The 25,141-nt window shown below is 57.1% G+C and carries 24 protein-coding genes and 1 other annotated feature (1 of these 25 cut by a window edge); of the genes, 14 read left to right on the top strand and 10 right to left on the bottom strand.

Annotated features, from left to right (window positions below):
- Window positions 1-2 (bottom strand) — a sequence feature (Trp leader region); it reaches 94 nt to the left of the window's first position.
- Between the two features lie 159 nt (window positions 3-161).
- Together rnm and ACKLKD_RS05210 are read left to right on the top strand one after the other, a co-directional pair.
- A complete protein-coding gene (gene rnm / locus ACKLKD_RS05215; RefSeq protein WP_025714297.1) occupies window positions 162-1,025 on the top strand; it encodes an RNase RNM in 864 nt (287 codons plus the stop codon).
- A gap of 16 nt (window positions 1,026-1,041) precedes the next feature.
- The gene (locus tag ACKLKD_RS05210; RefSeq protein WP_002901738.1) at window positions 1,042-1,662 is read left to right on the top strand and encodes an L-threonylcarbamoyladenylate synthase; all 621 of its coding nucleotides are present in this window, start codon (window positions 1,042-1,044) and stop codon (window positions 1,660-1,662) included.
- A gap of 21 nt (window positions 1,663-1,683) precedes the next feature.
- Here the strand turns inward: ACKLKD_RS05210 and ACKLKD_RS05205 are convergent, their stop codons facing one another.
- Window positions 1,684-2,592: a DMT family transporter gene (locus ACKLKD_RS05205; protein WP_025714298.1), complete on the bottom strand. Its 909-nt coding sequence runs from the start codon at window positions 2,590-2,592 to the stop codon at window positions 1,684-1,686.
- A 111-nt stretch (window positions 2,593-2,703) separates the two neighbouring features.
- Between ACKLKD_RS05205 and gcvA the strand changes: the two genes are divergently transcribed.
- Together gcvA and rluB are read left to right on the top strand one after the other, a co-directional pair.
- A complete protein-coding gene (gene gcvA, locus ACKLKD_RS05200; RefSeq protein ID WP_025714299.1) occupies window positions 2,704-3,645 on the top strand; it encodes a transcriptional regulator GcvA in 942 nt (313 codons plus the stop codon).
- 226 nt (window positions 3,646-3,871) lie between these two features.
- A complete protein-coding gene (rluB, locus tag ACKLKD_RS05195) occupies window positions 3,872-4,774 on the top strand; it encodes a 23S rRNA pseudouridine(2605) synthase RluB (RefSeq protein ID WP_004203870.1) in 903 nt (300 codons plus the stop codon).
- Window positions 4,775-4,834: 60 nt separating this feature from the next.
- On the opposite strand, the gene cobO is transcribed toward rluB, so the two are convergent.
- Both cobO and ACKLKD_RS05185 read right to left on the bottom strand, forming a co-directional pair.
- Complete coding sequence (gene cobO / locus ACKLKD_RS05190) at window positions 4,835-5,425, bottom strand: cob(I)yrinic acid a,c-diamide adenosyltransferase (protein ID WP_025714300.1); 591 nt, start codon at window positions 5,423-5,425, stop codon at window positions 4,835-4,837.
- Window positions 5,422-6,183, bottom strand: a complete 762-nt coding sequence (locus ACKLKD_RS05185) for a YciK family oxidoreductase (RefSeq protein WP_025714301.1) — start codon at window positions 6,181-6,183, stop codon at window positions 5,422-5,424. The genes cobO and ACKLKD_RS05185 overlap by 4 nt, the downstream gene beginning before the upstream one ends.
- A 255-nt stretch (window positions 6,184-6,438) precedes the next feature.
- On the opposite strand from ACKLKD_RS05185, the gene sohB reads away from it, so the two are divergent.
- Window positions 6,439-7,485, top strand: coding sequence for a protease SohB (gene sohB / locus ACKLKD_RS05180; protein WP_087805999.1), 1,047 nt, complete (start codon window positions 6,439-6,441; stop codon window positions 7,483-7,485).
- Between the two features lie 46 nt (window positions 7,486-7,531).
- Here sohB and ACKLKD_RS05175 read toward each other — a convergent pair whose 3' ends face one another.
- Window positions 7,532-7,783 carry a YciN family protein gene (locus ACKLKD_RS05175; RefSeq protein WP_002901761.1) on the bottom strand — a complete coding sequence of 84 codons (252 nt, stop codon included), beginning with the start codon at window positions 7,781-7,783 and terminating at the stop codon, window positions 7,532-7,534.
- 406 nt (window positions 7,784-8,189) lie between these two features.
- On the opposite strand from ACKLKD_RS05175, the gene topA reads away from it, so the two are divergent.
- The 4 genes from topA (at window position 8,190) to acnA (ending at window position 15,583) form a co-directional block, all read left to right on the top strand.
- Window positions 8,190-10,787, top strand: a complete 2,598-nt coding sequence (topA, locus tag ACKLKD_RS05170; protein ID WP_025714303.1) for a type I DNA topoisomerase — start codon at window positions 8,190-8,192, stop codon at window positions 10,785-10,787.
- Window positions 10,788-11,132: 345 nt separating this feature from the next.
- Window positions 11,133-12,107 (top strand): HTH-type transcriptional regulator CysB, encoded by a 975-nt coding sequence (cysB, locus tag ACKLKD_RS05165; RefSeq protein ID WP_008807786.1) that lies wholly within the window; start codon window positions 11,133-11,135, stop codon window positions 12,105-12,107.
- Window positions 12,108-12,352: 245 nt separating this feature from the next.
- Window positions 12,353-12,520, top strand: a complete 168-nt coding sequence (locus tag ACKLKD_RS05160) for a YmiA family putative membrane protein (protein WP_002901776.1) — start codon at window positions 12,353-12,355, stop codon at window positions 12,518-12,520.
- Window positions 12,521-12,910: 390 nt separating this feature from the next.
- A complete protein-coding gene (gene acnA / locus ACKLKD_RS05155; RefSeq protein WP_025714304.1) occupies window positions 12,911-15,583 on the top strand; it encodes an aconitate hydratase AcnA in 2,673 nt (890 codons plus the stop codon).
- Between the two features lie 46 nt (window positions 15,584-15,629).
- Here acnA and ribA read toward each other — a convergent pair whose 3' ends face one another.
- Entirely contained in the window at window positions 15,630-16,232 is a 603-nt protein-coding gene (ribA, locus tag ACKLKD_RS05150; protein ID WP_025714305.1) for a GTP cyclohydrolase II, read from the bottom strand.
- Window positions 16,233-16,395: 163 nt separating this feature from the next.
- Here ribA and pgpB point away from each other — a divergent pair, with 163 nt between their 5' ends.
- From pgpB to yciH, 5 genes are all read left to right on the top strand, one after another.
- On the top strand, window positions 16,396-17,163 hold the full coding sequence (pgpB, locus tag ACKLKD_RS05145; protein WP_025714306.1) for a phosphatidylglycerophosphatase B: 768 nt from the start codon (window positions 16,396-16,398) through the stop codon (window positions 17,161-17,163).
- Window positions 17,164-17,298: 135 nt separating this feature from the next.
- Entirely contained in the window at window positions 17,299-17,607 is a 309-nt protein-coding gene (locus ACKLKD_RS05140; RefSeq protein WP_025714307.1) for a LapA family protein, read from the top strand.
- A gap of 6 nt (window positions 17,608-17,613) precedes the next feature.
- Complete coding sequence (gene lapB / locus ACKLKD_RS05135; RefSeq protein WP_025714308.1) at window positions 17,614-18,783, top strand: lipopolysaccharide assembly protein LapB; 1,170 nt, start codon at window positions 17,614-17,616, stop codon at window positions 18,781-18,783.
- Window positions 18,784-18,977: 194 nt separating this feature from the next.
- On the top strand, window positions 18,978-19,715 hold the full coding sequence (gene pyrF, locus ACKLKD_RS05130) for an orotidine-5'-phosphate decarboxylase (RefSeq protein WP_025714309.1): 738 nt from the start codon (window positions 18,978-18,980) through the stop codon (window positions 19,713-19,715).
- Window positions 19,715-20,041: a stress response translation initiation inhibitor YciH gene (yciH, locus tag ACKLKD_RS05125; RefSeq protein ID WP_025714310.1), complete on the top strand. Its 327-nt coding sequence runs from the start codon at window positions 19,715-19,717 to the stop codon at window positions 20,039-20,041. Before pyrF ends, yciH begins: the two co-directional genes overlap by 1 nt.
- A gap of 130 nt (window positions 20,042-20,171) precedes the next feature.
- Here yciH and osmB read toward each other — a convergent pair whose 3' ends face one another.
- The 5 genes from osmB to ACKLKD_RS05100 all read right to left on the bottom strand — a co-directional run bounded on the left by osmB (window position 20,172) and on the right by ACKLKD_RS05100 (window position 24,997).
- A complete protein-coding gene (osmB, locus tag ACKLKD_RS05120; protein WP_002901783.1) occupies window positions 20,172-20,390 on the bottom strand; it encodes an osmotically-inducible lipoprotein OsmB in 219 nt (72 codons plus the stop codon).
- 274 nt (window positions 20,391-20,664) lie between these two features.
- Complete coding sequence (locus ACKLKD_RS05115; RefSeq protein WP_025714311.1) at window positions 20,665-21,414, bottom strand: DNA-binding transcriptional regulator YciT; 750 nt, start codon at window positions 21,412-21,414, stop codon at window positions 20,665-20,667.
- Between the two features lie 71 nt (window positions 21,415-21,485).
- The gene (locus tag ACKLKD_RS05110; protein ID WP_002901786.1) at window positions 21,486-21,665 is read right to left on the bottom strand and encodes a hypothetical protein; all 180 of its coding nucleotides are present in this window, start codon (window positions 21,663-21,665) and stop codon (window positions 21,486-21,488) included.
- Window positions 21,666-21,823: 158 nt separating this feature from the next.
- Window positions 21,824-23,758 (bottom strand): exoribonuclease II, encoded by a 1,935-nt coding sequence (locus tag ACKLKD_RS05105; protein ID WP_025714312.1) that lies wholly within the window; start codon window positions 23,756-23,758, stop codon window positions 21,824-21,826.
- 81 nt (window positions 23,759-23,839) lie between these two features.
- Complete coding sequence (locus ACKLKD_RS05100; protein WP_087805997.1) at window positions 23,840-24,997, bottom strand: carboxymuconolactone decarboxylase family protein; 1,158 nt, start codon at window positions 24,995-24,997, stop codon at window positions 23,840-23,842.
- Window positions 24,998-25,141 lie beyond the last annotated feature (144 nt).

Raw genomic sequence — 25,141 nt, 5'->3', positions numbered from 1 at the left:
TGCAGAGTGATAACGTGCTTTTTCATCGTGATACCCCTTCATGTGAACTTGCGTACTAGTTAACTAGTTCGATGGAATAAAGTCAACCCTTGTTTGCAGATTTTCTCTGCCTGTCGGTATGATAATGCGCTTATTTACCTTGAAGTCCAGCAGGAGTCCTTTTGAGCGACAGCCAATACGCAGTGATTTACGATCTGCACAGCCACACCACCGCCTCTGACGGGCGGCTGACTCCGCAGGAACTGGTCCACCGCGCCCATGAGATGCGCGTTGGCACCCTGGCGATCACTGACCATGACAGCGTGGCGGCGATCCCGGCGGCGCGGGAAGAGATCGCCCGCGCCGGATTACCCTTAACGCTGGTGAATGGCGTCGAGATTTCCACCCTCTGGGAGAACCATGAGATTCATATTGTGGGTCTCAATATTGATATTGCGCACCCGGCGATGACCGCCCTGCTGGAGGAGCAGAAAGCGCGGCGCCAGCTGCGCGGCCAGATGATTGCCGAGCGCCTGGAGAAGGCGCGCATCCCCGGCGCCTGGGAAGGGGCGCTGCGCCTGGCGGACGGTGGCGCCGTCACCCGCGGCCATTTTGCCCGTTTTCTGGTAGAGGCCGGCCACGCGAAAAACATGGCGGAGGTCTTCAAAAAATACCTTGCCCGTGGGAAAACCGGTTACGTGCCGCCGCAGTGGTGTACAATAAAACAAGCGATTGATGTCATTCATCATTCTGGCGGCAAGGCGGTGATAGCCCATCCCGGGCGCTACGATCTTTCCGCCAAGTGGCTGAAGCGGTTGTTGGCCCACTTTAGCGAGCAGGGCGGTGACGCCATGGAAGTGGCCCAGTGTCAGCAGGCGCCCCATGAGCGTGCCCAGCTGGCCGCCCTGGCCGTGCAGTTTGGTCTTCTGGCGTCGCAGGGGTCCGATTTTCATCAGCCCTGCGCGTGGATCGAGCTTGGCCGTAAGCTCTGGCTTCCTGCCGGCGTGGAAGGCGTCTGGCACAGCTGGGAAACGGCCGCCGAATAAAAATTGAGAGGGAAGTATGAGCCAGTTTTTTTATATCCATCCGGATAATCCGCAGGCGCGGTTGATTAACCAGGCGGTGGAGATTGTGCGTAAGGGCGGGGTGATCGTTTATCCAACCGACTCCGGCTACGCGCTGGGCTGCAAAATTGAAGATAAGGGCGCGATGGAGCGGATTTGCCGCATTCGTCAGCTGCCGGACGGCCACAACTTCACCCTGATGTGCCGCGACCTGTCCGAGCTGTCGACCTATGCCTTTGTCGACAACGTGGCGTTTCGCCTGATGAAAAACAACACCCCGGGCAACTACACCTTTATCCTTAAGGGGACCAAAGAAGTGCCGCGCCGGCTGCTGCAGGAGAAGCGTAAAACCATCGGCATGCGCGTCCCGTCTAACCCTATTGCTCAGGCGTTGCTCGAGACTTTAGGCGAGCCGATGCTCTCCACCTCGCTGATGCTGCCCGGCAGCGACTTTACCGAATCCGACCCGGAAGAGATCAAAGATCGTCTGGAGAAGGTGGTGGACCTCATCATTCACGGCGGTTTCCTTGGGCAGCAGCCGACCACGGTTATCGACCTGACGGAAGATACCCCGGTGGTGCTGCGCGAAGGCGTCGGCGACGTGAGGCCGTTTCTCTAATCGTGTTCGCCGGGCTGTGAATCATACACCGCCCGGCGCTCCACGTTTTCTCCCTGACGGTACGACCGTCATCCACAGTGCCAGACAGACCAGCAGCGCGCCGAGAATCAATTCTTCCTCGAGGGTCTCTTTGAGGCACAGATAGCCCCACAGCACCGCAAAAGGTGGGATCAAAAAGGTCACGGACAGCGAACGCAGCGGTCCTATATCGGCAATCAGGCGGAAATAGAGAATATACCCTGCCGCCGTGCAGACCACGCCCAGCATGACTATCGCTATCCACGGAAAACTCTGCCGCCAGTCTACCGCTGGCCCATGCCAGCAGGACCAGAGAAAGAAAGGGAACAGAAACAGCGTAGCGCCGACCTGGCTACCCAGCGCGACGCGCTCAGCCTCAAGGCCGCCCCGCTGCTGGATCCAGCGGCGGGTCAGAAAGCCGGCCAGGCCGTAACAGGCGGTCGCGATCAGGCAGGCGCCGATCCCCGGCAGCAGGAGAGCGGCGCTAAGGCTGGACGTTGGGCGCGCGATCACCGCCACGCCAATGGCGCCCAGTATCGCGCCGCCGCCTTTACGCACGGTTAACGGTTCTGCAAAGCATAACGCGCCGATAAGCATTCCCATCATCGGCGCCGTGGCGTTGAGCGTGGCGGAGTACCCCGCCGGCAGCCACTGCGCGGCCAGGCAGTACATCAGAAAAGGAAGACCGGAGTTAATGACCCCCAGCTTCAGAGTGGAGATGAATTTTCCCTGATACCCGCTCCATTTCCCCTGCGCACCGAGTAACAGCCCAAGCGCGATAGCGGCGAACAACACGCGGAGAAAGGCGCTGTTCACCGCCCCGAAGGCCGGGGTGGTGATGCGCATAAACAGAAAGCTGGCGCCCCAGAGGGCGGCGAGCAGCAGCAGGCGGCCATAGTCGATAACACGCATGATTGACTCCTTGTAGTCACGAAGGAAATCTACTGTAGGGTTCACGTGCAGGGGCCGACAAACGCGTTATGCTTACATGATTAAGTTTTTCTTAACTGAGGTTCTCTCTACATGAAACTTCCGCCGCTGAATGCGCTGCGCTGCTTTGAGGCGGCGGCGCGACTGCTCAGCCTGAAGCTGGCCGCCAGTGAGCTTTGCGTAACGCCCAGCGCCGTTAGTCAACAGATTGCCCGCCTGGAGGAAGCGCTAAATACCCCGCTTTTTATTCGTACTCCCCGACAGTTACAGTTAACGGCGGTGGGGGCGATCTACCTGCGGGCTATTCAGCCCGCGTTTATCCAGATAGCCGCCGCCACCCAGCGCCTGCAGGTGCCTACCGCCCCGGAAAAGGTGATGCTCAGCTGTACCAGCGGATTTGCCATTCAATGGTTGCTACCGCGGCTGGCTGATTTTGAACGGCGCTACCCGCAGATAGAGATCCAGATCGGCACCACCAACCGGCGAGTGGATTTGCTGAGCGAAGGGATCGATTTTGCCGTGCGTCATGGGCCCGGCGGCTGGCCGGAACTACAGGCTTACCGCCTGCTGGATGACGACCTGATGCCGGTATGCAGCCCGCAGCTGATTGCTCCGCGCCGGACCCTTAGCGACGCGAGCGATCTACTGCATTATCCGCTGTTGCATGATGAACATCGTGAAGACTGGGCGCTGTGGTGCGAGGCCGTGGGGCTGGAGGCGGATCACGCGCGGCGCGGGCCGGTGTTCATTGATTCCAACGGCGTGATGGAGGCGGCGCTTGCCGGGATGGGAATGGCATTACTGCGGCGCTCGTTCATAGCGCCAGCGCTGGCGCAGGGACGTCTGGTTAATCCCCTGGCGCAGCCCATCGCCTGCCCGCTTGCCTATTATCTGGTTTACCACGAGACCGCGCTGCTGGCGCCTGCCAATCGCTGTTTTCGCGACTGGCTGTTGGCTATGGCAGAGAAGGGGCGTAACGAGGGGACCCCTCTTTCTGGCAAAGACGGACAAGTGCGAGAATGCCCAGGAGAATAAGGAAAATCTGTTCCATACTCAAGGCGCGGTGCGGCGAACAGAAGCTTTCCCGATGAAGTTAGTGTAGTATGTTCGGCCACGAATACGGGCTCGCGGTGAATGTGCTGAACGCGCCGACGAGACTTTACGTTAAAAGTATATACGTAACAATGAGTTGTCTGTTCTGGCCTCATTGTTTCATAAAGCATACCAGACGCCTGGGAAGGCGACACCTTAAGGAAGCTCAATGAGCGAGAAACTGCAAAAAGTGCTGGCCCGCGCCGGCCACGGCTCCCGCCGTGAAATTGAAGCGAAAATCGAAGCTGGCCGCGTCAGCGTCGATGGCAAAATCGCCACCCTCGGCGATCGTGTAGAAATTGTCCCTGGGTTAAAAATTCGTATCGATGGTCATCTGATCTCGGTGAAAGAGTCTGCCGAGCAGATCTGCCGCGTGCTGGCTTACTATAAGCCGGAAGGCGAGCTCTGTACCCGTAACGATCCGGAAGGGCGCCCGACGGTGTTCGACCGTCTGCCTAAACTGCGCGGCGCGCGCTGGATTGCCGTTGGTCGTCTGGACGTGAATACCTGCGGCCTGCTGCTGTTCACCACCGATGGTGAACTGGCCAACCGCCTGATGCACCCGAGCCGTGAAGTCGAGCGTGAGTACGCCGTTCGCGTTTTCGGCCAGGTGGATGAGGATAAGCTGCGCCAGCTGTCGCGCGGCGTACAGTTAGAAGATGGTCCGGCAGCATTTAAAACCATCAAATTCACCGGCGGTGAAGGGATTAACCAGTGGTACAACGTCACCCTGACCGAAGGGCGTAACCGCGAAGTGCGTCGCCTGTGGGAAGCGGTCGGCGTGCAGGTCAGCCGTCTGATCCGCGTGCGCTACGGCGACATTCTGCTGCCGAAAGGCCTGCCGCGCGGCGGTTATACCGAGCTGGACCTGGCGCAGACCAACTACCTGCGCGAGCTGGTGGAGCTGACGCCGGAAACCAGCTCTAAGGTTGCCGTTGAGAAAGACCGTCGGCGGTTGAAAGCCAATCAGATCCGTCGGGCGGTGAAGCGTCACAGCCAGACCAGCGCTAATCCGCGCCAGGGTAACAACAGCAACCGTCGTTCCAGTACCCGCAATAAGACTAACGGTTAATATTATGCGTTCCGGTGGCTTGCCGCCGGAACGCGTACTTCTTTTCGCCGTATCAGGCCCTCAGTAGTCAATCCCCATCTGCGCTTTAATCCCGGCATCAAACGCATGCTTGACCGGGCGCAGTTCGCTGACGGTATCCGCCAGTTCAATAATATCGCGATGACAGCCGCGGCCGGTGATGATCACCGACTGATGGGCAGGACGCTCACGCAGGGCGCTCAGCACCGACTCCAGTGGCAGGTAATCGTACGCCACCATGTAAGTCAGCTCATCCAACAGCACCAGATCGAGCTGGTCGTCAGCGAGCATACGGCGGGCATGCTCCCAGACCGCCAGGCAGGCGGCAGTATCGCTGTCGCGGTCCTGGGTGTTCCAGGTGAAACCGGTGGCCATCACCTGAAATTCGACGCCGTGAGGTTCCAGCAGGTTACGCTCGCCGTTAGGCCAGGTCCCTTTGATAAACTGGATCACGCCGACTTTTTTGCCATGACCGACGGCACGGGTCGCGGTGCCAAAGGCGGCGGTGGTTTTACCTTTACCGTTGCCGGTAAAGACCATCACAATGCCGCGTTCGTCCTGGGCTGCCGCCACCCGGGCGTCAACTTTATCTTTCAGCCGCTGCTGGCGTTCGCGGTAGCGTTCTTCACTCATTGGGCAATTCCTGGTTTGCGTCCCGGTTGGGCGTCGAAGGTCATTCCCGTCTTGCGGCGACTGTCGTCGCCCATCAGCCACAGATAGACGGGCATGATGTCAGCGGGGGTTTTCAGTTTCAGCGGATCTTCCGTCGGGAACGCGCTGGCGCGCATCCCGGTGCGAGTGCCGCCGGGGTTGATGCAGTTCACCCGCAGGTGGCGGCTTTGATACTCGTCGGCCAGCACCTGCATCATCCCTTCGGTGGCGAATTTTGAAACCGCATAGGCTCCCCAGTTAGCGCGGCCCTGACGACCGACGCTGGACGAGGTAAAGACCAGCGAACCCGCATCCGAACGGAGTAATAAAGGAAGAAGCGCCTGGGTCAGCATAAAAGTGCCATTGACGTTCACCTGCATCACCTGCTGCCAGACCTCCGGCTTCTGCTCGTCCATGGGACAGATGTCGCCGAGCAGGCCGGCGTTGTGCAGCACGCCGTCAAGGCGGGGATAATGCATGCCGATCTGCTGCGCCAGCTGCTGGCACGCCTGCGGCGTGCAGGTCAGCAGGTCGAGGGTAAACCAGCGAGGGGGAATGCCGCCCTCGCGCTCGATTTCCTGGGCGACGGCGCGCAGTTTTTCGTCGTTGCGGCCCAGCAGAATCACGCTGGCGCTGTAGCGGGCGTAGGTCAGGGCCGCTTCACGACCAATCCCGTCGCTGGCGCCGGTGACCAGGATGATGCGATCTTTCAGCAAGTGGCGTTGCGGTTGATAATGCACGGCGACTCCTTGGGCGATCGGTTCCCGATCGCGCTTCATCTTTGGTATCTCACTTTTGCGCTGTTATGCCTGAAAGCGTCCATCATTGCAATCGGCGAAGCGGAAAGTATTCACAAAATTAATATCTTGCAACGATTTCAGCCTCGCTGAAAAAAACGGGAATCCGCTGCGCAGAGGACACAAAGCACAAAGACTTCTCGCCAGCGGCTGAGGTACACTGTGCAGCAACGTCAGTGCTTTACACAAGGTGAAAACGTGGAATTACTTGCTCAGTACGGCTTATTTTTGGCCAAGATCGCGACCGTCGTTGTCGCTATCGCGGTGATTGCCGCTATTATCGTCAACCTCGCTCAGCGCAAGAAGCAGCGCGGCGAGCTGCGGGTGACTAATCTTAGCGAGCATTATAAAGAGATGAAGGAATCGCTGGCGGTGGCGCTGCTGGACGGCCCGCAGCAGAAGCAGTGGCATAAGGCGCAGAAGAAAAAGCAAAAACAAGAGGCGAAGGCGGCCAAAGCGCGGGCGAAGTTGGGTAATGCCGAGCCAGAAGGCAAGCCGCGCGCCTGGGTGCTGGATTTCAAAGGCAGTATGGATGCTCATGAGGTCAATAGCCTGCGGGAAGAGATCACCGCGGTGCTGGCGGCGGCGAAAGCGCGCGACCAGGTAGTTATTCGTCTGGAAAGCCCTGGCGGGGTGGTACATGGCTACGGGCTGGCGGCTTTTCAGCTGCAGCGCTTGCGCGACAAACAGATCCCGCTGACGGTGGCGGTCGACAAAGTGGCGGCCAGCGGCGGCTATATGATGGCCTGCGTGGCGAACAAGATTGTCTCGGCGCCGTTTGCGATTCTTGGGTCAATTGGTGTGGTGGCGCAGATCCCGAACCTGCACCGCTTCCTGAAGAACAAAGATATTGATATCGAACTGCACACCGCCGGACAGTACAAACGGACGCTCACTCTGCTGGGTGAAAACACCGAAGAAGGGCGGCGCAAGTTCCGTGAGGATCTCAATGAGACGCACCATTTGTTCAAGGATTTTGTCCATCGGATGCGTCCGGGGCTTGATATTGAACAGGTGGCCACCGGCGAGCACTGGTATGGGGTACAGGCGCTGGAGAAAGGGTTGGTCGATGCGGTTGAAACCAGCGACGAGCTGCTGCTGGGGCTGATGGAGAGCCACGAGGTGATCGGGGTGCGCTATCAACAGCGCAAGAAAATGCTCGATCGTTTTACCGGTAGCGCGGCGGAGAGCGCTGACAGATTACTGCTACGCTGGTGGCAGCGCGGTCAGAAACCGCTGATGTAAATGACATAACGCGAGGCCTGACCTCGCGTTATTGTTTTCACCGGTCTTAATCGACCAGGTGGTATTTGTCCGACAGCTCGTGAGCGAGATACTTAAACATGTTAAATACCGCTGTACTCTTCGGCGTCGGTAGTCCCTGCTCATCAAGATAAAACTCACCGCTAAACACCAGGACATTGTTGCGCTGAACGACGTCGGTGGCTTCGATACCGGCTAACGTATCCTCATGTTCACGAATAAGTTTATTGGCTTTTTCGAGCAGCGTCTGGCGATCGATTGGTTGGGTTGTACCTTGCATAACGGACTCCTCTTTTTCTCCGCGCGTAGTGTACGCCGCGCGGCGGCGTGGGGCAAATTTTCCATGGACAAAACAGGGGTAATCGTAACCAGTGGAGAAACAGCCGTTTACTGGCGGGATTTGCTTTTGCATGCTAATAAAGTTGCGTAACGAATTTTATCAGGTACAGTGTGACGCTTTCGGCGATCTGGCAACAGATTTGCTTGACATTCGGCCAAAAATTCTTCGTGCTATGTCACCTGACGAAAAAAAGTCAGCAAACTCAAGCGCCTGGTTTTACGGAGATGAAACGGGTGTTCAGGGTTGATATTCACCGACGGTGCCGCAACATATGAGGCAGTCGCCAGTGGAGGGTGTATGAATGTGCGATGTATTCCTGGATGAATCAAATTAGGTAAAGGTGAATATGGGTAAAGCTCTCGTTATCGTTGAGTCCCCGGCAAAAGCCAAAACGATCAATAAGTATCTGGGTAATGACTACGTGGTGAAATCCAGCGTCGGTCATATCCGCGATTTGCCGACCAGTGGATCAGCTTCCAAAAAGAGCGCCGACTCTACCGCCACCAAAGGGGCTAAAAAGCCTAAAAAGGATGAACGTGGTGCTCTGGTTAACCGCATGGGCGTGGACCCATGGCATGACTGGAATGCGCACTATGAAGTACTTCCGGGTAAAGAAAAGGTAGTTTCAGAACTCAAACAGTTGGCGGAAAAAGCTGACCACATCTATCTCGCAACCGACCTTGACCGCGAAGGGGAAGCCATTGCGTGGCACCTGCGGGAAGTGATCGGCGGCGATGAACAGCGTTACAGCCGCGTGGTGTTCAATGAGATCACCAAAAACGCGATTCGTCAGGCCTTCGAAAAGCCGGGCGAACTGAATATCGATCGGGTTAACGCCCAGCAGGCGCGCCGCTTTATGGACCGCGTGGTGGGCTATATGGTCTCGCCGCTGCTGTGGAAAAAAATTGCCCGCGGTCTTTCTGCCGGGCGCGTGCAGTCCGTTGCGGTCCGCCTGGTGGTGGAGCGTGAGCGTGAAATCAAGGCGTTCGTCCCGGAAGAGTACTGGGAAGTCGATGCCAGCACCACCACGCCGGGCGGCGACGCGCTGCCGCTGCAGGTGACGCATAAAGGCGATAAGCCGTTCCGTCCGGTCAGCCGTGATGAGACCATGGCGGCGGTATCGTTGCTGGAAAAAGCCAGCTACAGCGTGCTGGAGCGGGAAGACAAGCCGACCAGCAGCAAGCCGGGCGCCCCGTTCATTACCTCCACGCTGCAGCAGGCGGCCAGCACCCGTCTTGGCTTCGGCGTGAAAAAAACCATGATGATGGCTCAGCGTCTTTATGAGGCCGGTCACATCACCTATATGCGTACCGACTCCACCAACCTGAGTCAGGACGCGCTGAACATGGTCCGCGGCTATATCAGCGATAAATTCGGCAAAAAGTACCTGCCGGAGAGCGCTAACCAGTACGCCAGCAAAGAAAACTCGCAGGAAGCGCACGAAGCGATTCGTCCTTCTGACGTGAATGTCCTGGCGGAAACGCTGAAAGATATGGAAGCGGATGCGCAGAAACTGTATCAGCTGATCTGGCGCCAGTTTGTCGCCTGTCAGATGACGCCGGCGCAGTATGACTCCACGACGCTGACCGTAGCGGCGGGTGATTTCAAACTGAAAGCGCGCGGTCGTACCTTACGTTTTGACGGCTGGACAAAAGTCATGCCGGCCCTGCGCAAGGGCGATGAAGACCGGACGCTGCCGGTGGTCAAACAGGGCGACAGCCTGAGCCTGGTGGAGCTGACGCCTGCGCAGCACTTTACCAAGCCGCCAGCACGCTTCAGCGAAGCCTCGCTGGTGAAAGAGCTGGAAAAACGCGGCATCGGCCGTCCGTCGACCTACGCGTCGATCATCTCGACCATTCAGGATCGCGGCTACGTGCGGGTGGAAAACCGTCGTTTCTACGCAGAGAAAATGGGCGAGATCGTCACCGACCGGCTGGAAGAAAACTTCCGCGATCTGATGAACTATGACTTCACTGCGCAGATGGAAGATCGTCTCGACCAGGTGGCCAACCACCAGGCCGAGTGGAAAGAGGTGCTGAACCACTTCTTCGGCGATTTTACCACCCAGCTGGAGACGGCGGAGAAAGATCCGGAAGAGGGCGGCATGCAGCCGAACCCGATGGTGCTTACCAGCATCGACTGCCCAACCTGTGGACGTAAAATGGGTATTCGTACCGCCAGCACCGGCGTTTTCCTCGGCTGTTCGGGTTATGCCCTGCCGCCGAAAGAGCGGTGCAAAACCACCATCAACCTGGTGCCGGAAAACGAAGTCCTCAACGTACTGGAAGGCGATGACGCGGAAACTAACGCCCTGCGTGCTAAACGTCGCTGCCAGAAGTGCGGGACGGCGATGGACAGCTACCTTATCGATCCCAAGCGTAAACTGCACGTCTGTGGTAATAACCCGACCTGCGACGGCTACGAAATTGAAGAGGGCGAGTTCCGCATCAAGGGCTATGACGGCCCGGTGGTGGAGTGCGAGAAGTGCGGTTCTGAAATGCACCTGAAAATGGGGCGTTTCGGTAAGTACATGGCCTGTACCAACGACGAGTGTAAGAACACGCGTAAGATCCTGCGCAATGGCGAAGTGGCTCCGCCGAAGGAAGATCCGGTCCCGCTGCCGGAGCTGCCGTGCGAGAAGTCTGACGCTTATTTCGTCCTGCGTGACGGGGCGGCGGGGGTCTTCCTGGCGGCCAACACGTTCCCGAAATCACGGGAAACGCGTGCGCCGCTGGTGGAAGAGCTGTACCGCTTCCGCGATCGTCTGCCGGAAAAACTGCGCTATCTTGCCGATGCGCCGCAGCAGGATCCGGAAGGCAATAAAACGCTGGTACGCTTTAGCCGTAAAACGAAGCAGCAGTATGTCGCCTCCGAAAAAGAGGGTAAAGCGACTGGCTGGTCAGCCTTCTTTATCGACGGTAAATGGACGGAAGCTAAAAAGTAATGGCGTTCGTTCGGGCAGGAAAAGCACGCTTTTCCTGCTCCTCCGACCGGCAGAGATAGCGGATATCTCTGCCGTGTCGTTTCCCCCTTCCGCATGGGTTTTTTGCCCCTTATAACCACCTATATTATTTTTCGTTAGTGTCTATACACTGTAGATATAAATGATATAGTGGTTATAGTTAATCCCTTTTTTATTATTAAAACGTCTTATACATCATCGCTTTCAGGATGCGTTGCGGCGCCACTATGGCCAACTGCCGGTAGACCCGGGTCTTCACAGCCGACAAGTTGCCTGAACGTAAAGTGTATTAAGCGGCTTCATTTTACGCGCAAACGGATATCAGCCATGAAACTACAACAGCTTCGCTACATCGTTGAGGTGGTTAACCATAACCTGAATGTTTCATCCACCGCCGAAGGGCTTTATACCTCCCAGCCGGGCATCAGTAAGCAGGTCCGCATGCTGGAAGATGAGCTGGGCATCCAGATTTTTGCCCGCAGCGGCAAACATTTAACCCAGGTGACACCGGCCGGGCAGGAGATCATCCGCATCGCCCGCGAGGTGTTGTCGAAAGTCGATGCTATCAAATCTGTCGCCGGGGAGCATACCTGGCCTGATAAAGGCTCGCTGTATGTGGCGACCACCCATACCCAGGCGCGCTACGCATTGCCTGGGGTGATCAAAGGCTTCATTGAGCGTTATCCGCGCGTCTCGCTGCATATGCATCAGGGCTCGCCGACCCAGATTGCGGAGGCGGTCTCAAAAGGTAACGCCGACTTCGCTATCGCCACCGAGGCGCTGCATCTGTATGACGATCTGGTGATGTTGCCGTGCTATCACTGGAACCGCTCGATTGTGGTCACGCCTGAGCATCCTCTGGCGGCGAAGGGTTCGGTATCCATAGAGGAACTGGCGCAGTATCCACTGGTGACTTACACCTTTGGCTTTACCGGCCGTTCCGAACTGGACACCGCGTTTAATCGTGCGGGTCTGACGCCACGCATTGTCTTTACCGCCACTGACGCCGATGTTATCAAGACCTATGTTCGTCTGGGGCTTGGGGTCGGGGTGATCGCCAGCATGGCGGTGGACCCGGTTTCGGACCCGGATCTGGTGAAGCTGGATGCGAACGGTATTTTCAGCCACAGCACCACTAAAATTGGTTTCCGCCGTAGCACCTTTTTACGCAGCTATATGTATGATTTTATTCAACGCTTTGCCCCTCATCTGACCCGCGATGTGGTAGATACCGCCGTGGCGTTGCGCTCGAATGAAGATATTGAAGCGATGTTCAAAGATATAAAACTTCCGGAAAAATAACCCTGATAAAAATAATGGCATTCCCGGTGGGGAGTGCCATTTACTATCATGGCCCTTATTTAACGATGTAAACCTCGAACCAATCACAAAATTAATAAATTCTGGTAACACGTTTGCCATTATGCCCGCCGCGATCAAATAACCGGTTAAATATATACCATCAAGCCTAAATTCACTGGATTAATCTTTTATCCATAATTAAGATTTATCTGTACCTGATGATTTGAGCAATTGGTGGTGACAATATGATAAGTAATATCGATTACATGAAACTGGCGATGTCATACGAGAATGACAAAACCGAAATCGATCCCGTTCTGCGTAGTCGCGTATGGGGCGTAGTGTTGGTGGGGCTGGCGATGTTCTGGAGCATCATTGCGCTCACCATCTGCAACATCTGGATTGTCAGCTAAAGCTGTAGGTCATCGTTGTAGATACATGTCATTTTTATGACAGTGAAAGGAAACCGTAATATAAAATTAGTGACCGGCAATACAGGGAGAATATATTTTGCCGCGGGATTTATCCAACCAGAAACCTCTCATAAGAGCTAATCATCCTTCGTTGACAGATTAGCTCTTTTTTTGTCCTCATGTACTAATACAATATCGCCTTTAACCACCTCTTTGCACTATTTTGGTGCCTTTTCGCCGGTATTAAGATAATTCCCGTTTCAGGACCTGCGCCCTCCCGGCATTTAGCAATTTGGGTTGTTATCAAAGTGTTATGCTCAGCATGTGTTATCTTTAATGGAGACCCTGAGGAGAATCAGGGTATGCCATCCCTGAGATAAAGGAGGAGCTATGTCGTCAACCCTACGAGAAGCCAGTAAGGACACGCTACAGGTTAACGAGAAAACCTGGCACTACTACAGTCTGCCGTTAGCGGAAAAACAGCTGGGTGATATCAGTCGGCTGCCCAAATCGCTGAAGGTGCTGATGGAAAACCTGCTGCGCTGGCAGGACGGTGACTCGGTAACTGAAGAAGATATTCGTGCCCTGGCCGGCTGGCTGCAACAGGCCCATGCCGACCGGGAGATTGCCTATCGTCCGGCTCGCGTCCTGATGCAGGACTTTACCGGCGTGCCGGCGGTGGTGGATCTGGCCGCGATGCGCGAGGCGGTGAAACGCCTGGGCGGCGATACGGCGAAGGTCAATCCCCTGTCACCTGTTGACCTGGTGATCGACCACTCAGTGACCGTCGACCGTTTCGGCGATGATGAAGCCTTCGAAGACAACGTCCGTCTGGAAATGGAACGCAACCACGAGCGCTACGCGTTTCTGCGCTGGGGGCAGCAGGCCTTTAGCCGCTTCAGCGTGGTGCCGCCGGGAACCGGGATATGCCACCAGGTCAACCTTGAATACCTGGGTCGCGCGGTGTGGAGCGAGGAAGTCAATGGCCAGTGGATGGCGTGGCCGGATACCCTGGTGGGTACGGACTCCCATACCACCATGATTAATGGTCTCGGCGTGCTTGGCTGGGGCGTCGGCGGGATTGAGGCGGAAGCCGCCATGCTGGGTCAGCCGGTGTCGATGCTGATCCCGGATGTGGTGGGCTTTAAACTCAGCGGTAAACTGCGCGAAGGTATCACCGCCACCGACCTGGTATTGACCGTTACCCAGATGCTGCGCCAGCATGGTGTCGTCGGCAAATTTGTTGAATTCTACGGCGACGGGCTGGATACCTTACCCCTGGCCGACCGCGCGACCATCGCCAATATGGCGCCGGAGTATGGCGCCACCTGCGGCTTCTTCCCAATCGATGACGTGACGCTCAGCTATATGCGTCTCAGCGGTCGTAGCGAAGAGCAGGTCGCGCTGGTGGAAGCGTATGCCAAAGCGCAGGGAATGTGGCGCCAGCCTGGCGATGAGCCGGTGTTTACCAGCACCCTGGCACTGGATATGAGCAGCGTTGAGGCGAGCCTCGCCGGGCCGAAGCGGCCGCAGGATCGCGTGGCCTTAGGCGATGTGCCGAAAGCTTTTGCCGCCAGCGGTGAACTGGAGGTCAACCATCTGCAGCGTCAGCGCCAGCCGGTGGATTATACGCTGAACGGGCATCACTACTCGCTGCCGGATGGCGCCGTAGCCATTGCGGCAATCACCTCCTGCACCAATACCTCCAACCCCAGCGTGCTGATGGCCGCCGGTCTGCTGGCGAAAAAAGCCGTCGAACGTGGCCTGCAGCCGCAGCCCTGGGTAAAAGCGTCTCTGGCTCCAGGCTCGAAAGTCGTGTCAGATTATCTGGCTCATGCCGGCCTGACGCCTTACCTCGACCAGCTCGGCTTTAATCTGGTGGGATATGGCTGTACCACCTGTATCGGTAACTCCGGTCCGTTGCCGGAACCGATTGAAGAGGCGATCAAAAAGGGCGACCTGACCGTCGGGGCGGTGCTCTCCGGCAACCGTAACTTCGAAGGACGCATCCATCCGCTGGTGAAAACCAACTGGCTGGCCTCTCCTCCACTGGTGGTCGCTTACGCCCTGGCGGGGAACATGAATATCGACCTCACCCGCGAGCCGTTGGGGCAGGGTAAGAATGGCGAGCCGGTTTATCTGAAAGATATCTGGCCGAGCGGGGAGGAGATTGCCCTCGCGGTGGAACAGGTCTCCACCGAAATGTTCCGCAAAGAGTACGCGGAAGTGTTTTCCGGTACTGAGGAGTGGAAAGCAATCAAGGTGGAGGCGTCAGATACCTATGACTGGCAGGAGGACTCGACTTATATTCGCCTGTCGCCGTTCTTTGACGAGATGGGCGTCGAGCCGCTGCCGGTGGAGGATATTCATGGTGCGCGGATCCTCGCTATGCTGGGCGATTCAGTGACCACTGACCACATTTCGCCGGCGGGGAGCATCAAAGCCGATAGTCCGGCTGGTCGCTATTTGCAGGAGCATGGGGTTGCCCGGCGCGACTTTAACTCCTACGGTTCCCGTCGCGGTAACCATGAGGTGATGATGCGCGGCACTTTCGCCAATATCCGCATTCGCAACGAGATGGTGCCAGGCGTGGAAGGCGGCATGACCCGCCATTTGCCAGACCGCGAACCGGTGGCGATCTACGATGCGGCGATGCGGTATAAAGCCGAAGGCATACCGCTGGCGGTGATCGCTGGTAAGGAGTATGGGTCAGGTTCCAGCCGTGACTGGGCGGCCAAGGGGCCGCGCCTGCTGGGGATCCGGGTGGTGATCGCCGAATCCTTCGAACGTATCCACCGCTCCAACCTGATCGGAATGGGCATTTTGCCGCTGGAGTTCCCGCAAGGTGTGACCCGTAAAACGCTGCAGTTGACCGGGGAGGAGCGGATTGATATCAGCAACCTGCAGTCGCTTCAGCCTGGCGCGACGGTGCCGGTCACGGTTACGCGGGCTGACGGCACGCAGGACGTGATCCCGTGTCGGTGCCGTATCGACACTGCGACCGAGCTGACCTACTACCGCAACGACGGTATCCTGCACTACGTCATCCGTAATATGCTGTAAAGCAAAGGGCCAGCATCGCTGGCCCTTTCTCTTTGGTTACACCGGTTTATTCCGCCGGCTTGCTGTTCAGCAGATGACCCATCTTGGCGGCTTTGGTGTCCAGATAGTGAGCGTTTTTCGGGTTGCGTCCGACGATCAGCGGAACGCGCTCCACGATGTTGATCCCGGCTTCGGTAAGAATTTCCACTTTTTTCGGGTTATTGGTTAATAACCGCACCTGCTCAACGTTGAGCAGTTTGAACATATCGGCGCACAGGGTGAAGTCGCGCTCATCGGCGGCGAAGCCAAGCTGATGGTTCGCCTCAACGGTGTCATAGCCCTGGTCCTGCAGCGCGTAGGCGCGAATTTTATTCAATAACCCAATGTTGCGTCCTTCCTGGCGATGATAGAGCAGGATCCCCCGGCCCTCTTCAGCGATATGCGACAGAGCCGCCTCCAGTTGAAAGCCGCAATCACAGCGCAGGCTAAACAGGGCATCGCCGGTCAGGCATTCTGAATGTACTCGGGCCAGAACGGGCGTCTGCCCTGAAATATCGCCATAAACCAGCGCGACATGATCCTGTCCGGTTGCCAGTTCTTCAAAACCCACCATCAGGAAATCGCCCCAGGGGGTTGGCAGTTTGGCTTCTGCCACACGTTTAAGCTGCATGTGATTCTCCAGATTCTGTCAGCACCTGAATGTGCTTTCTGTTTACCGCTATTTTGCCACAAGGCCTGGACGTTCTCCTAATCGCGAACGGTTAGCCGCGTGGAAAGCGCACAAACGAACCAGTTTCCGCTATGATGTTCATCTACAAGGAGAAGGAGAGAAAATGCTGTTAATTGCCCGACGAACCGCTCTCGCGGCGGCGCTGCTGCTGATCATGCCCCTTGCCGTCTGGCTGTCTGGCTGGCTGTGGCAGCCAGGGCTGCCGGTCGCCTGGCTGAAAACACTGTGGTGGGTGACAGAAACGGTGACTCAGCCATGGGGGATCATCACGCATGTTGTGCTGTGCGCCTGGTTTCTCTGGTGTCTGCGCTTTCGCCTGCGCGCGGCGCTGATCCTGTTCCTTATCCTCGCCGCCGCCATCCTGGTGGGACAGGGGGCGAAATCCTGGGTCAAGGCGCGAGTCCAGGAGCCGAGACCCTTTGTCATCTGGCTGGAAAACACACGCCAGGTGCCGGTGACGCAATTCTATGCGTTGAAGCGCAAAGAACGCGCTAAACTGGTGCATGAACAGCTGGCACAGGCGCAGGATATCCCGCCCTTTTTACGCAAGCACTGGCAGAAGGAGACCGGGTTTGCCTTCCCGTCTGGTCACACGATGTTCGCCGCCAGCTGGGCGCTGTTAGCTGCCGGGCTGCTGTGGCCGCGTCGGCGCTGGGGCACGATCGCGGTGTTGCTGGTGTGGGCGACGGCGGTGATGGGCAGTCGCCTGGCGCTGGGCATGCACTGGCCATTGGATCTCATCGTCGCTACGCTGATCTCCTGGCTGTTGGTCACCGTGGCCTGCTGGTTGACACAGCGCCTCTGCGGGCCGCTTTCCCCTCCGGGGGAAGAGGCGCAGGATATTAAAAAACGGACAACCGAAGCAGAGTAATGTTGATTTTAGCGGCATCCGACCGCATATCCTGACGAGTTGCCATGCTTTTTCATTCCACCGCTGCGGCGAAAATGATACTTTATAGGGCTGAAAGCGGGCTTTTTTCGCGCAACCCACATAACGGGAAGTCATGTGAAATATTTACTCATTTTCTTACTGGTGTTAGCAATCTTCGTCATTTCAGTGACGCTGGGGGCGCAGAATGACCAACAGGTCACTTTCAACTATTTACTCGCTCAGGGTGAATTCCGCATATCGACGCTGCTGGCGGTGCTGTTTGCCGCGGGCTTTGCCATCGGCTGGCTGATCTGCGGCCTGTTCTGGCTGCGGGTGCGTGTCTCGCTGGCGCGCGCGGAGCGTAAAATTAAGCGCCTTGAGCATCAGATTGCCCCCGTCAGTCCGGCCACTGCCGTCGCAGGCGTGCCTGCCGTGAAGGAATAACCTCTTATGCTGGAGTTGTTGTTTCTGCTTTTACCCGTTGCCGCCGCTTACGGCTGGTATATGGGCCGCAGAAGTGCACAACAGTCCAAACAGGACGATGCGAGCCGCCTGTCACGTGATTACGTGGCGGGGGTAAACTTCCTGCTCAGTAACCAGCAGGATAAGGCCGTCGACCTGTTCCTTGATATGCTGAAAGAGGATACCGGCACCGTCGAGGCGCACCTGACGCTCGGTAACCTGTTCCGTTCCCGCGGCGAAGTTGACCGCGCGATCCGTATTCATCAGAGCCTGATGGAAAGCGCATCCTTAACCTACGATCAGCGCCTGCTGGCGGTGCAACAACTGGGGCGCGACTATATGGCCGCCGGGTTGTACGATCGCGCGGAAGACATGTTTAAGCAGCTGGTGGATGAGACCGATTTCCGTCTCGGCGCGTTGCAGCAGCTGCTGCAGATCTATCAGGCGACCAGCGACTGGCAGTCGGCGATTGAAGTGGCTGAACGACTGGTGAAGCTGGGTAAAGAGAAACATCGTGGCGAGATCGCCAACTTCTGGTGCGAGCTGGCCCTGCAGCAGGTGGCGGCCAACGATCTGGATAAGGCGATGGCCCTGCTGAAAAAAGGTGCCGCCGCGGACCGCAACAGCGCCCGGGTGTCGATCATGATGGGTCGGGTGTGGATGGAAAAGGGGGACTACGCCAAAGCGGTGGAAAGCCTTGAACGGGTTATCGATCAGGATAAAGAGCTGGTGGGAGAGACGCTGGAGATGCTGCAGACCTGCTACCAGCAGCTTGGCAAAGCCGAGGAGTGGGAGGCTTTCCTGCGGCGCTGCGTCGAAGAGAACACCGGGGCGACTGCCGAACTGATGCTGGCGCAAATTCTCGAGCAACGGGAAGGGGTTGAAGCGGCGCAAAATTATGTGACCCGTCAGCTGGAACGTCACCCGACCATGCGTGTCTTCCATAAGTTGATGGACTACCATCTCAACGAGGCGGAAGAAGGGCGGGCGAAAGAAAGCCTGGGGGTGCTGCGAAACATGGTTGGCGAGCAGGTGCGCAGCAAACCGCGTTACCGCTGCCAGAAATGCGGCTTTACGGCGCATACTCTTTACTGGCATTGCCCATCCTGCCGCTCCTGGGCAACCATCAAACCGATTCGCGGCCTCGATGGCCAATAGGGTCAAAAAAAAGCCGCTAATTAGTTACAACATCCTTATCGGTTTTTTCGGCTTTATCGTCTGTGACCCCGGCAGCGCCATCGTTCGACCAGCGCAAATACAGCGGCCTGTCATTTTGTTAGCATCACAGGTAGAATGCTGCCCGTTTACCTTTTTTGCGCCGCTCAGGCGCCCATCAACACTAAGGTCTGGTCATGACGTCTACAGCTATCACATCTTCCCGCGCTGTCACTTCCTCTCCCGTTGTGGTTGCGCTTGACTATGATAATCGCGATAAAGCGCTGGCATTTGTCGACCGCATCGACCCGCTCGACTGCCGTCTGAAGGTGGGTAAAGAGATGTTCACCCTGCTGGGGCCGCAGTTTGTACGCGAGCTGCATCAGCGCGGGTTTGAGGTATTCCTTGACCTTAAGTTTCATGATATTCCCAACACTACCGCCCGTGCGGTGGCGGCAGCGGCGGAGCTGGGCGTATGGATGGTGAATGTCCATGCCTCCGGCGGGGCGCGAATGATGACCGCCGCGCGGGAAGCGCTGCTGCCGTTTGGAAAAGATGCGCCGCTGCTCATCGCTGTCACGGTGCTCACCAGCATGGAAGCCAGCGACCTGCAGGATCTGGGCATTACCTTATCCCCGGCGGACTATGCGGCGAAGCTGGCGGCGCTCACTCAGCGCTGCGGCCTGGACGGGGTGGTGTGTTCAGCTCAGGAGGCAGTGCGCTTCAAACAGGAGCTGGGGCAGGCGTTTAAACTGGTGACCCCGGGGATCCGTCCGCAGGGCAGCGACGCTGGCGATCAGCGGCGGATCATGACCCCTGAGCAGGCCCAGCAAGCCGGGGTGGATTATATGGTGATTGGTCGGCCGGTAACGCAGTCGGCCGATCCTGCCGCAACGCTGCGGGCGATCAACGTCTCGTTGTCAAAGGAGGCATAATGAGCGATTCCAATAGCCGCCTGGTTTACTCCACGGAATCCGGGCGTATCGACGAGGCAAAACCGGCGCCAGTGCGCCCTAAAGGCGATGGCATTGTACGTATCCAGCGTCAGACCAGCGGTCGCAAGGGCAAAGGCGTCTGCCTGATTAGCGGCATTGATGCCGATGATGCTGCGCTAACGGCCCTGGCGGCAGAGCTGAAAAAGAAATGTGGTTGCGGCGGCGCGGTGAAAGATGGCGTGATCGAGATTCAGGGCGACAAACGCGATTTACTCAAATCGCTGCTCGAGGCGAAAGGGATGAAGGTTAAGTTAGCCGGCGGTTGAGCACTATTTCTGCAATATTTAAATCTTCTGCTCAAATAACAAGGCCGCGGTGAAAGCCGCGGCCTTGAATCATTTTACGTGCGTAAGTCAATTCGTGTGAATTATTCTTTTATTTGGTCAGGTAATTATATTATTTGCCGACCTGGTGACCAATAATACCACCGACTGCTGCCCCGCCCAGGGTACCGAGCGCGCTACCGTCAGTTAACACTGCCCCACCGATGGCGCCCGCGCCAGCACCGATTGCGGTGTTGCGATCGCGTTTGGACATGTTAGAGCAAGCGCTCAGAGACATTGCTACAGTGACAGCCAGAACGACAGCAGCCATTTTTTTGCTCGTTGAAGTCATCATTTTTTTTCTCCTGAATAATCTATTCATGGATACAACGCTCCTTTAAGCATAGCCTGATATAGCAGCTTTAGGGCAATACCATGAAGTTAGGGTGCGCAGGTTTCACGAAAATCACGCAGGTGATAGTCACTTCCTGTTATATCGCTAATAATAATTTTACTTTTTTTAAAATTTATCGTCAGGTAAAAAATCTTAATTAACGGCTCGGAATACTCTCAGAGCGCCAGAACACCCCGTCCGCTGCTATCGTGTGGAGCGGGGTGAGAGATTGTCAGGTGTGAGGGACGATATCGACGAGAAGACCGCTGCGGATCAGCTGATCGCGGCACGCGGTCGGCAGCCGATCGTCGGTGATCACGCGATTAAAGCGGCCGGCGGGCCCCAGTGGATAGGGGTGAACCGCGCTGAATTTAGAGCTGTCGCTGAGGATGATTGCCTCGCAATGTTTTTCCAGCACGGCGTTTACCACATCCGCACGCATCATATCGCGGCCGGTAAAGCCGGTGTCTGCTTGCCAGCCATCGATCCCAATGAAGGCTTTACTGAAATGCACCTGCTGAATGAACTGGCGGGTCAAGGGGCCTACCATGCTCTCACTGCGTTTCTGGTATATCCCGCCCAGCAGGATCACCTCTCCCGGCGTCTCTTTCAACAGGTGGGCAATATAGCTGCTGACGGTGATAATGGTGATATCTCCCCGTTCAGCCAGGGTGCGCGCCAGCAGGGCGTTGCTGCTCCCGTTTTCGATAAACACGGTTTCGCCGGCGTTTACCAGCGCCGCTGCCCGGCTGGCCAGCTCACGCTTAATGGCAAAATGAGTCATCATGCGGGTTTCGACATCTTCGCTGTCCAGCGGGACGGCATAACCATGGGTGCGGCGCAGATAGCTCTGCTTCTCCAGCAGATTCAGGTCCTGGCGAATAGTGACCTCTGAGACACCGGTCATCTTCGCCAGATCGGCGACGCTCATGCGGCCTTTATCGATGACCACTTGCAAAATACTTTGTTGTCGGGCGTTCATAGCAACATCACTGTTAGGGGGCTATTTGGCGAGCAACCGGAATGAAAAGCCGGTTGCAGAATAGGTGATAATCAGATTTCCCAGGGCGCTTTGGGCTGGTTTTGTTGCTCCGCGTCGTCCGCCGCCAGCGCCAGCAGCTCTGCTTTGAGGATCTCCAGATTATGGATTGCAGAGTGATAATCACCGGCAACCAGAATATCCAGCACGGTATCGATACGTTGAGCGAGCAGGTGGGCATTCACATCTGACATGGCATTATCCTGGTAACAAAAACGAATGAAATCAATGATGCTAAAAAAGAGTGAAAAAGAGAAGCGAAAAAAACGCACAACCTTAATCGGCGCGACGGAAATAGCTGGATGGAGAGGAAAGAAGCAGCGGTTCCCGCAGGAACCGCTGAGATGACACGTCAGACTGCCGGACGCGCAATAATGCTGCGGGTTTCCATGCGGACTTCGGCGATGGTGACATCGATAACGTCGGTGACTTTGTAAACCACTTCGCCCTTGATCTGCACGGTGCCGTTCTCCTGGCTGCACACCAGTTCATCGCGTACGGCGTGAAGGAACGGGGCCGGAATAAAGGCAACCGCGCCATTGTCCACCAGACGTACACGCATCCCGCCGCGGCTGACGTCGATAATCTCCGCGGCAAAGCGGGTATCGGTCCCGGCTTTGTCGTTGAGGAAACGGGCATACAGCCAGTCAGCGACATCGCGTTCCGCCATGCGGTTAAGACGACGGCGCTCCGCCATCTGCACGGTGGCTTCATCCTGCGGACGCGCAATGGTCTCACCTTTGATGATGGCCTTCAGCAGACGATGGTTAATCATGTCGCCATACTTACGGATCGGCGAAGTCCAGGTGGCGTAAGCTTCAAGCCCAAGACCAAAGTGCGGACCCGGCTCGGTGCTGATTTCCGCAAACGACTGGAAGCGGCGAATGCGGCTGTCGAGGAAACCGGTCGGCTGAGCGTCCAGTTCACGGCGCAGTTTACAGAACCCTTCGAGAGTCAGGACTTCCGCCGGGTCGACGTGCACGTCGTGGGTTTTCAGCAGGGCGGCCAACTGTTCGGTATTCGCCGGGTCGAAGCCGGTATGGACGTTATAAACGCCGAAGCCGAGCTTGTCGCGCAGAACGCGTGCGGCACAGATGTTGGCGGCGATCATCGACTCTTCAACAATGCGGTTGGCAATACGGCGCGGTTCCGCGACGATGTCCAGCACTTCGCCTTTTTCGCCGAGGACGAAACGGTAGTCCGGACGGTCTTTAAATACCAGTGCATGGGTCTGACGCCATTCGCTACGACGTTGGCACACGTCCTTCAGCAGCGTAATTTGCTGGGCGATCGCCTCACTGCCCGGCTGCCAGCTGCCGCGGCCTTCCAGCCAGTCAGAAACATCGTCATAGGCCAGCTTGGCTTTTGATTCGATGGTGGCGGCAAAGAACGCGATGTTGTCTTCAATGGTGCCATCGGCTGCCAGGGTCATCTGACAAGCCAGTACCGGGCGCACTTCGTTGGCACGCAGCGAGCACAGATCGTCTGACAGCTCGCGCGGCAGCATCGGAATATTGAAGCCCGGCAGGTAGTTGGTAAAGGCGCGTACTTTTGCGGCGTTATCCAGCTTACTACCTTCGGCAATCCAGGCGGTCGGGTCGGCAATGGCGACCGTCAGCAGCAGTTTGCCGTCGGCGGCGGACTCAGCATACAGCGCATCGTCCATATCTTCGGTGCTGGCGCTGTCGATGGTGACGAAGTCGAGGGCGGTTAAATCGCGGCGGGTCAGCCCTTCGTCAAGCATCTCAGTGGCGACGCCGTCCGGCGCCTCTTTTTCCAGATTATGGCGCGCCAGCGTTACCCACCAGGGGACGAAGTGGTCGTCGCTAAAGGTGATAAACTGGGTCAGCTCCGCGTAAAACCCGCGATCGCCTTTTAAGGGATGACGGCGCATCTCGGCGACGGCCCAGTCACCCTGTTTGAAATCGTGCTCAACGCCACGGGCGGCGCGGCAGGGAATGGCGTCTTTCAGCAGCGGATGGTCAGGAACGATAGCGAGGCGGTCGTCTTTCTTCTGGACTTTACCGACGAAACGGGTCAGGAAGGGCTCAACCAGGGTTTCTGGTTCGGCGCTTTCGCGATCTTTTTCAGAATGGATCACCGCGACGATACGGTCGCCATGCATCACTTTTTTCATCTGCGGCGGCGGAATGAAGTAGCTCTTCTGAGCGTCCACTTCGAGGAAGCCAAAGCCCTTTTCCGTGCCCTTAACGACCCCTTCCGCGCGCGGCGTCTGGGAATGCAGTTGCTGTTTAAGCTGCGCTAGCAGCGGGTTATCCTGAAACATAATTAGGTATTTTCGTGGCTAAAAGAGCGGCTGACATTTTTACGCGAATATGCCTGCCGCAGCAAGCGCTGTTTCAGCAATTTACGTCTGCTGACGCACATTGCCGAGGGCGATTTTCAGACGATTCATCCAGCCGCACAACCCGCTCCAGGTTAACAAATCGATTGTCTGTTCCGCAGAAAGTCCATATTCCGCGAGGGGGGTTAGCTGAGCGGCGCTAAACCGGTCTGGCGAGCGGGTCAACAACTGGACCGCGGTGACGAGCGCACGCGACTGAGGGTGCCGGTTAAGCCAGCGCTGGAGCGCAAGCTCGCCTTGCCGCAGATGGCTGGCAAAATCCTCTTCGTCTTGCCAGCGATTAAGCCAGGCGTCAAAACAGGTGGCGCTGCCGTTGGTACGCGCCGTGAGTAGGGCGATCTGCGGGCCAAAGGCATCGTCAGTACTGAGCTGGCGGATCAATGTCTCCAGAGGCGCGATCAACAGCGGGTCGCAGGCCAGCAGGGCGGCTAATTCGCCGAGGCCAGGTAGCGACTGCCAGCTGGCGATGCGCCGCTGGCGCTCATCATCGGCGTACTGCAGGTCAGGATCGTCAAGGTCGCTTTGCCACTCACCCGTCGGGGAAGTGAACAGGTCGGCGGGCGCCTCCTCTTGCTGAGGCATACCGGGGATCCAGCGCACCGGGAAGCCCAGCGCCGCCTGCAGGACGGCAATTGCCCGGGCCTGGAAGCCGACGAAACCAATAATCTGGTTGATCAAAATAATATCCCGGCTGGTTAAACCGACTTCATCCAGCTGGCTGCGGGAGAGGGCGTTAATCACAGAGGGAGAACCGGCAAGCTGACGAGCGTATTGCGTGATCTGCGCCAGGCGGCGGTTGCTCTCGCGCGAAGAGTCAGGACCCGGCAGGGGCGCCAGGCGGGCAGCGTAGTGGTTACACAAGCGCTGGACGCCGTAAACCTGAGCAACAGTCAGCGCGGTGCTCAGGCGATCGTAGGCGGTAAAGGTTTGCAGGCGGCTGACAGTCACCTGATCGGGAAACAGCAGTCCGGCCAGCTGGCGAGCGGGGTGTAACCAGCCAGCATGAGTAGATAACCAGGTGTCCGGCAGCGTCAGGTCCAGCAAAAAGCGGTCTTCAACATGGGCGGCTTCGGGGACAAGCGGCAGGACATCCACCGGGCAGATTGTTGACTGGGTTTCGTGATACCAGTGGTTTTTGCCATTCACGCGGCGTGGCTCCATGGGCTTTCCTTGTTCGGTATGTGGCGAACCGCCGTTCCGCGGATCGTTTATGCAGAACTATCCTGGCGTAACCCGGAAGCCGGAGAAAATATTGATACGTGCTAACAAATAGCCGATTGGAATAACAGAGGGAGCGCGATGCGA

Source organism: Klebsiella sp. 10982 (assembly GCF_048589245.1).
Taxonomy (GTDB): domain Bacteria; phylum Pseudomonadota; class Gammaproteobacteria; order Enterobacterales; family Enterobacteriaceae; genus Klebsiella; species Klebsiella quasivariicola.
The sequence above is the reverse complement of the archived record's forward strand: the minus strand, read 5'-3'. Positions and strand labels throughout refer to the sequence as shown.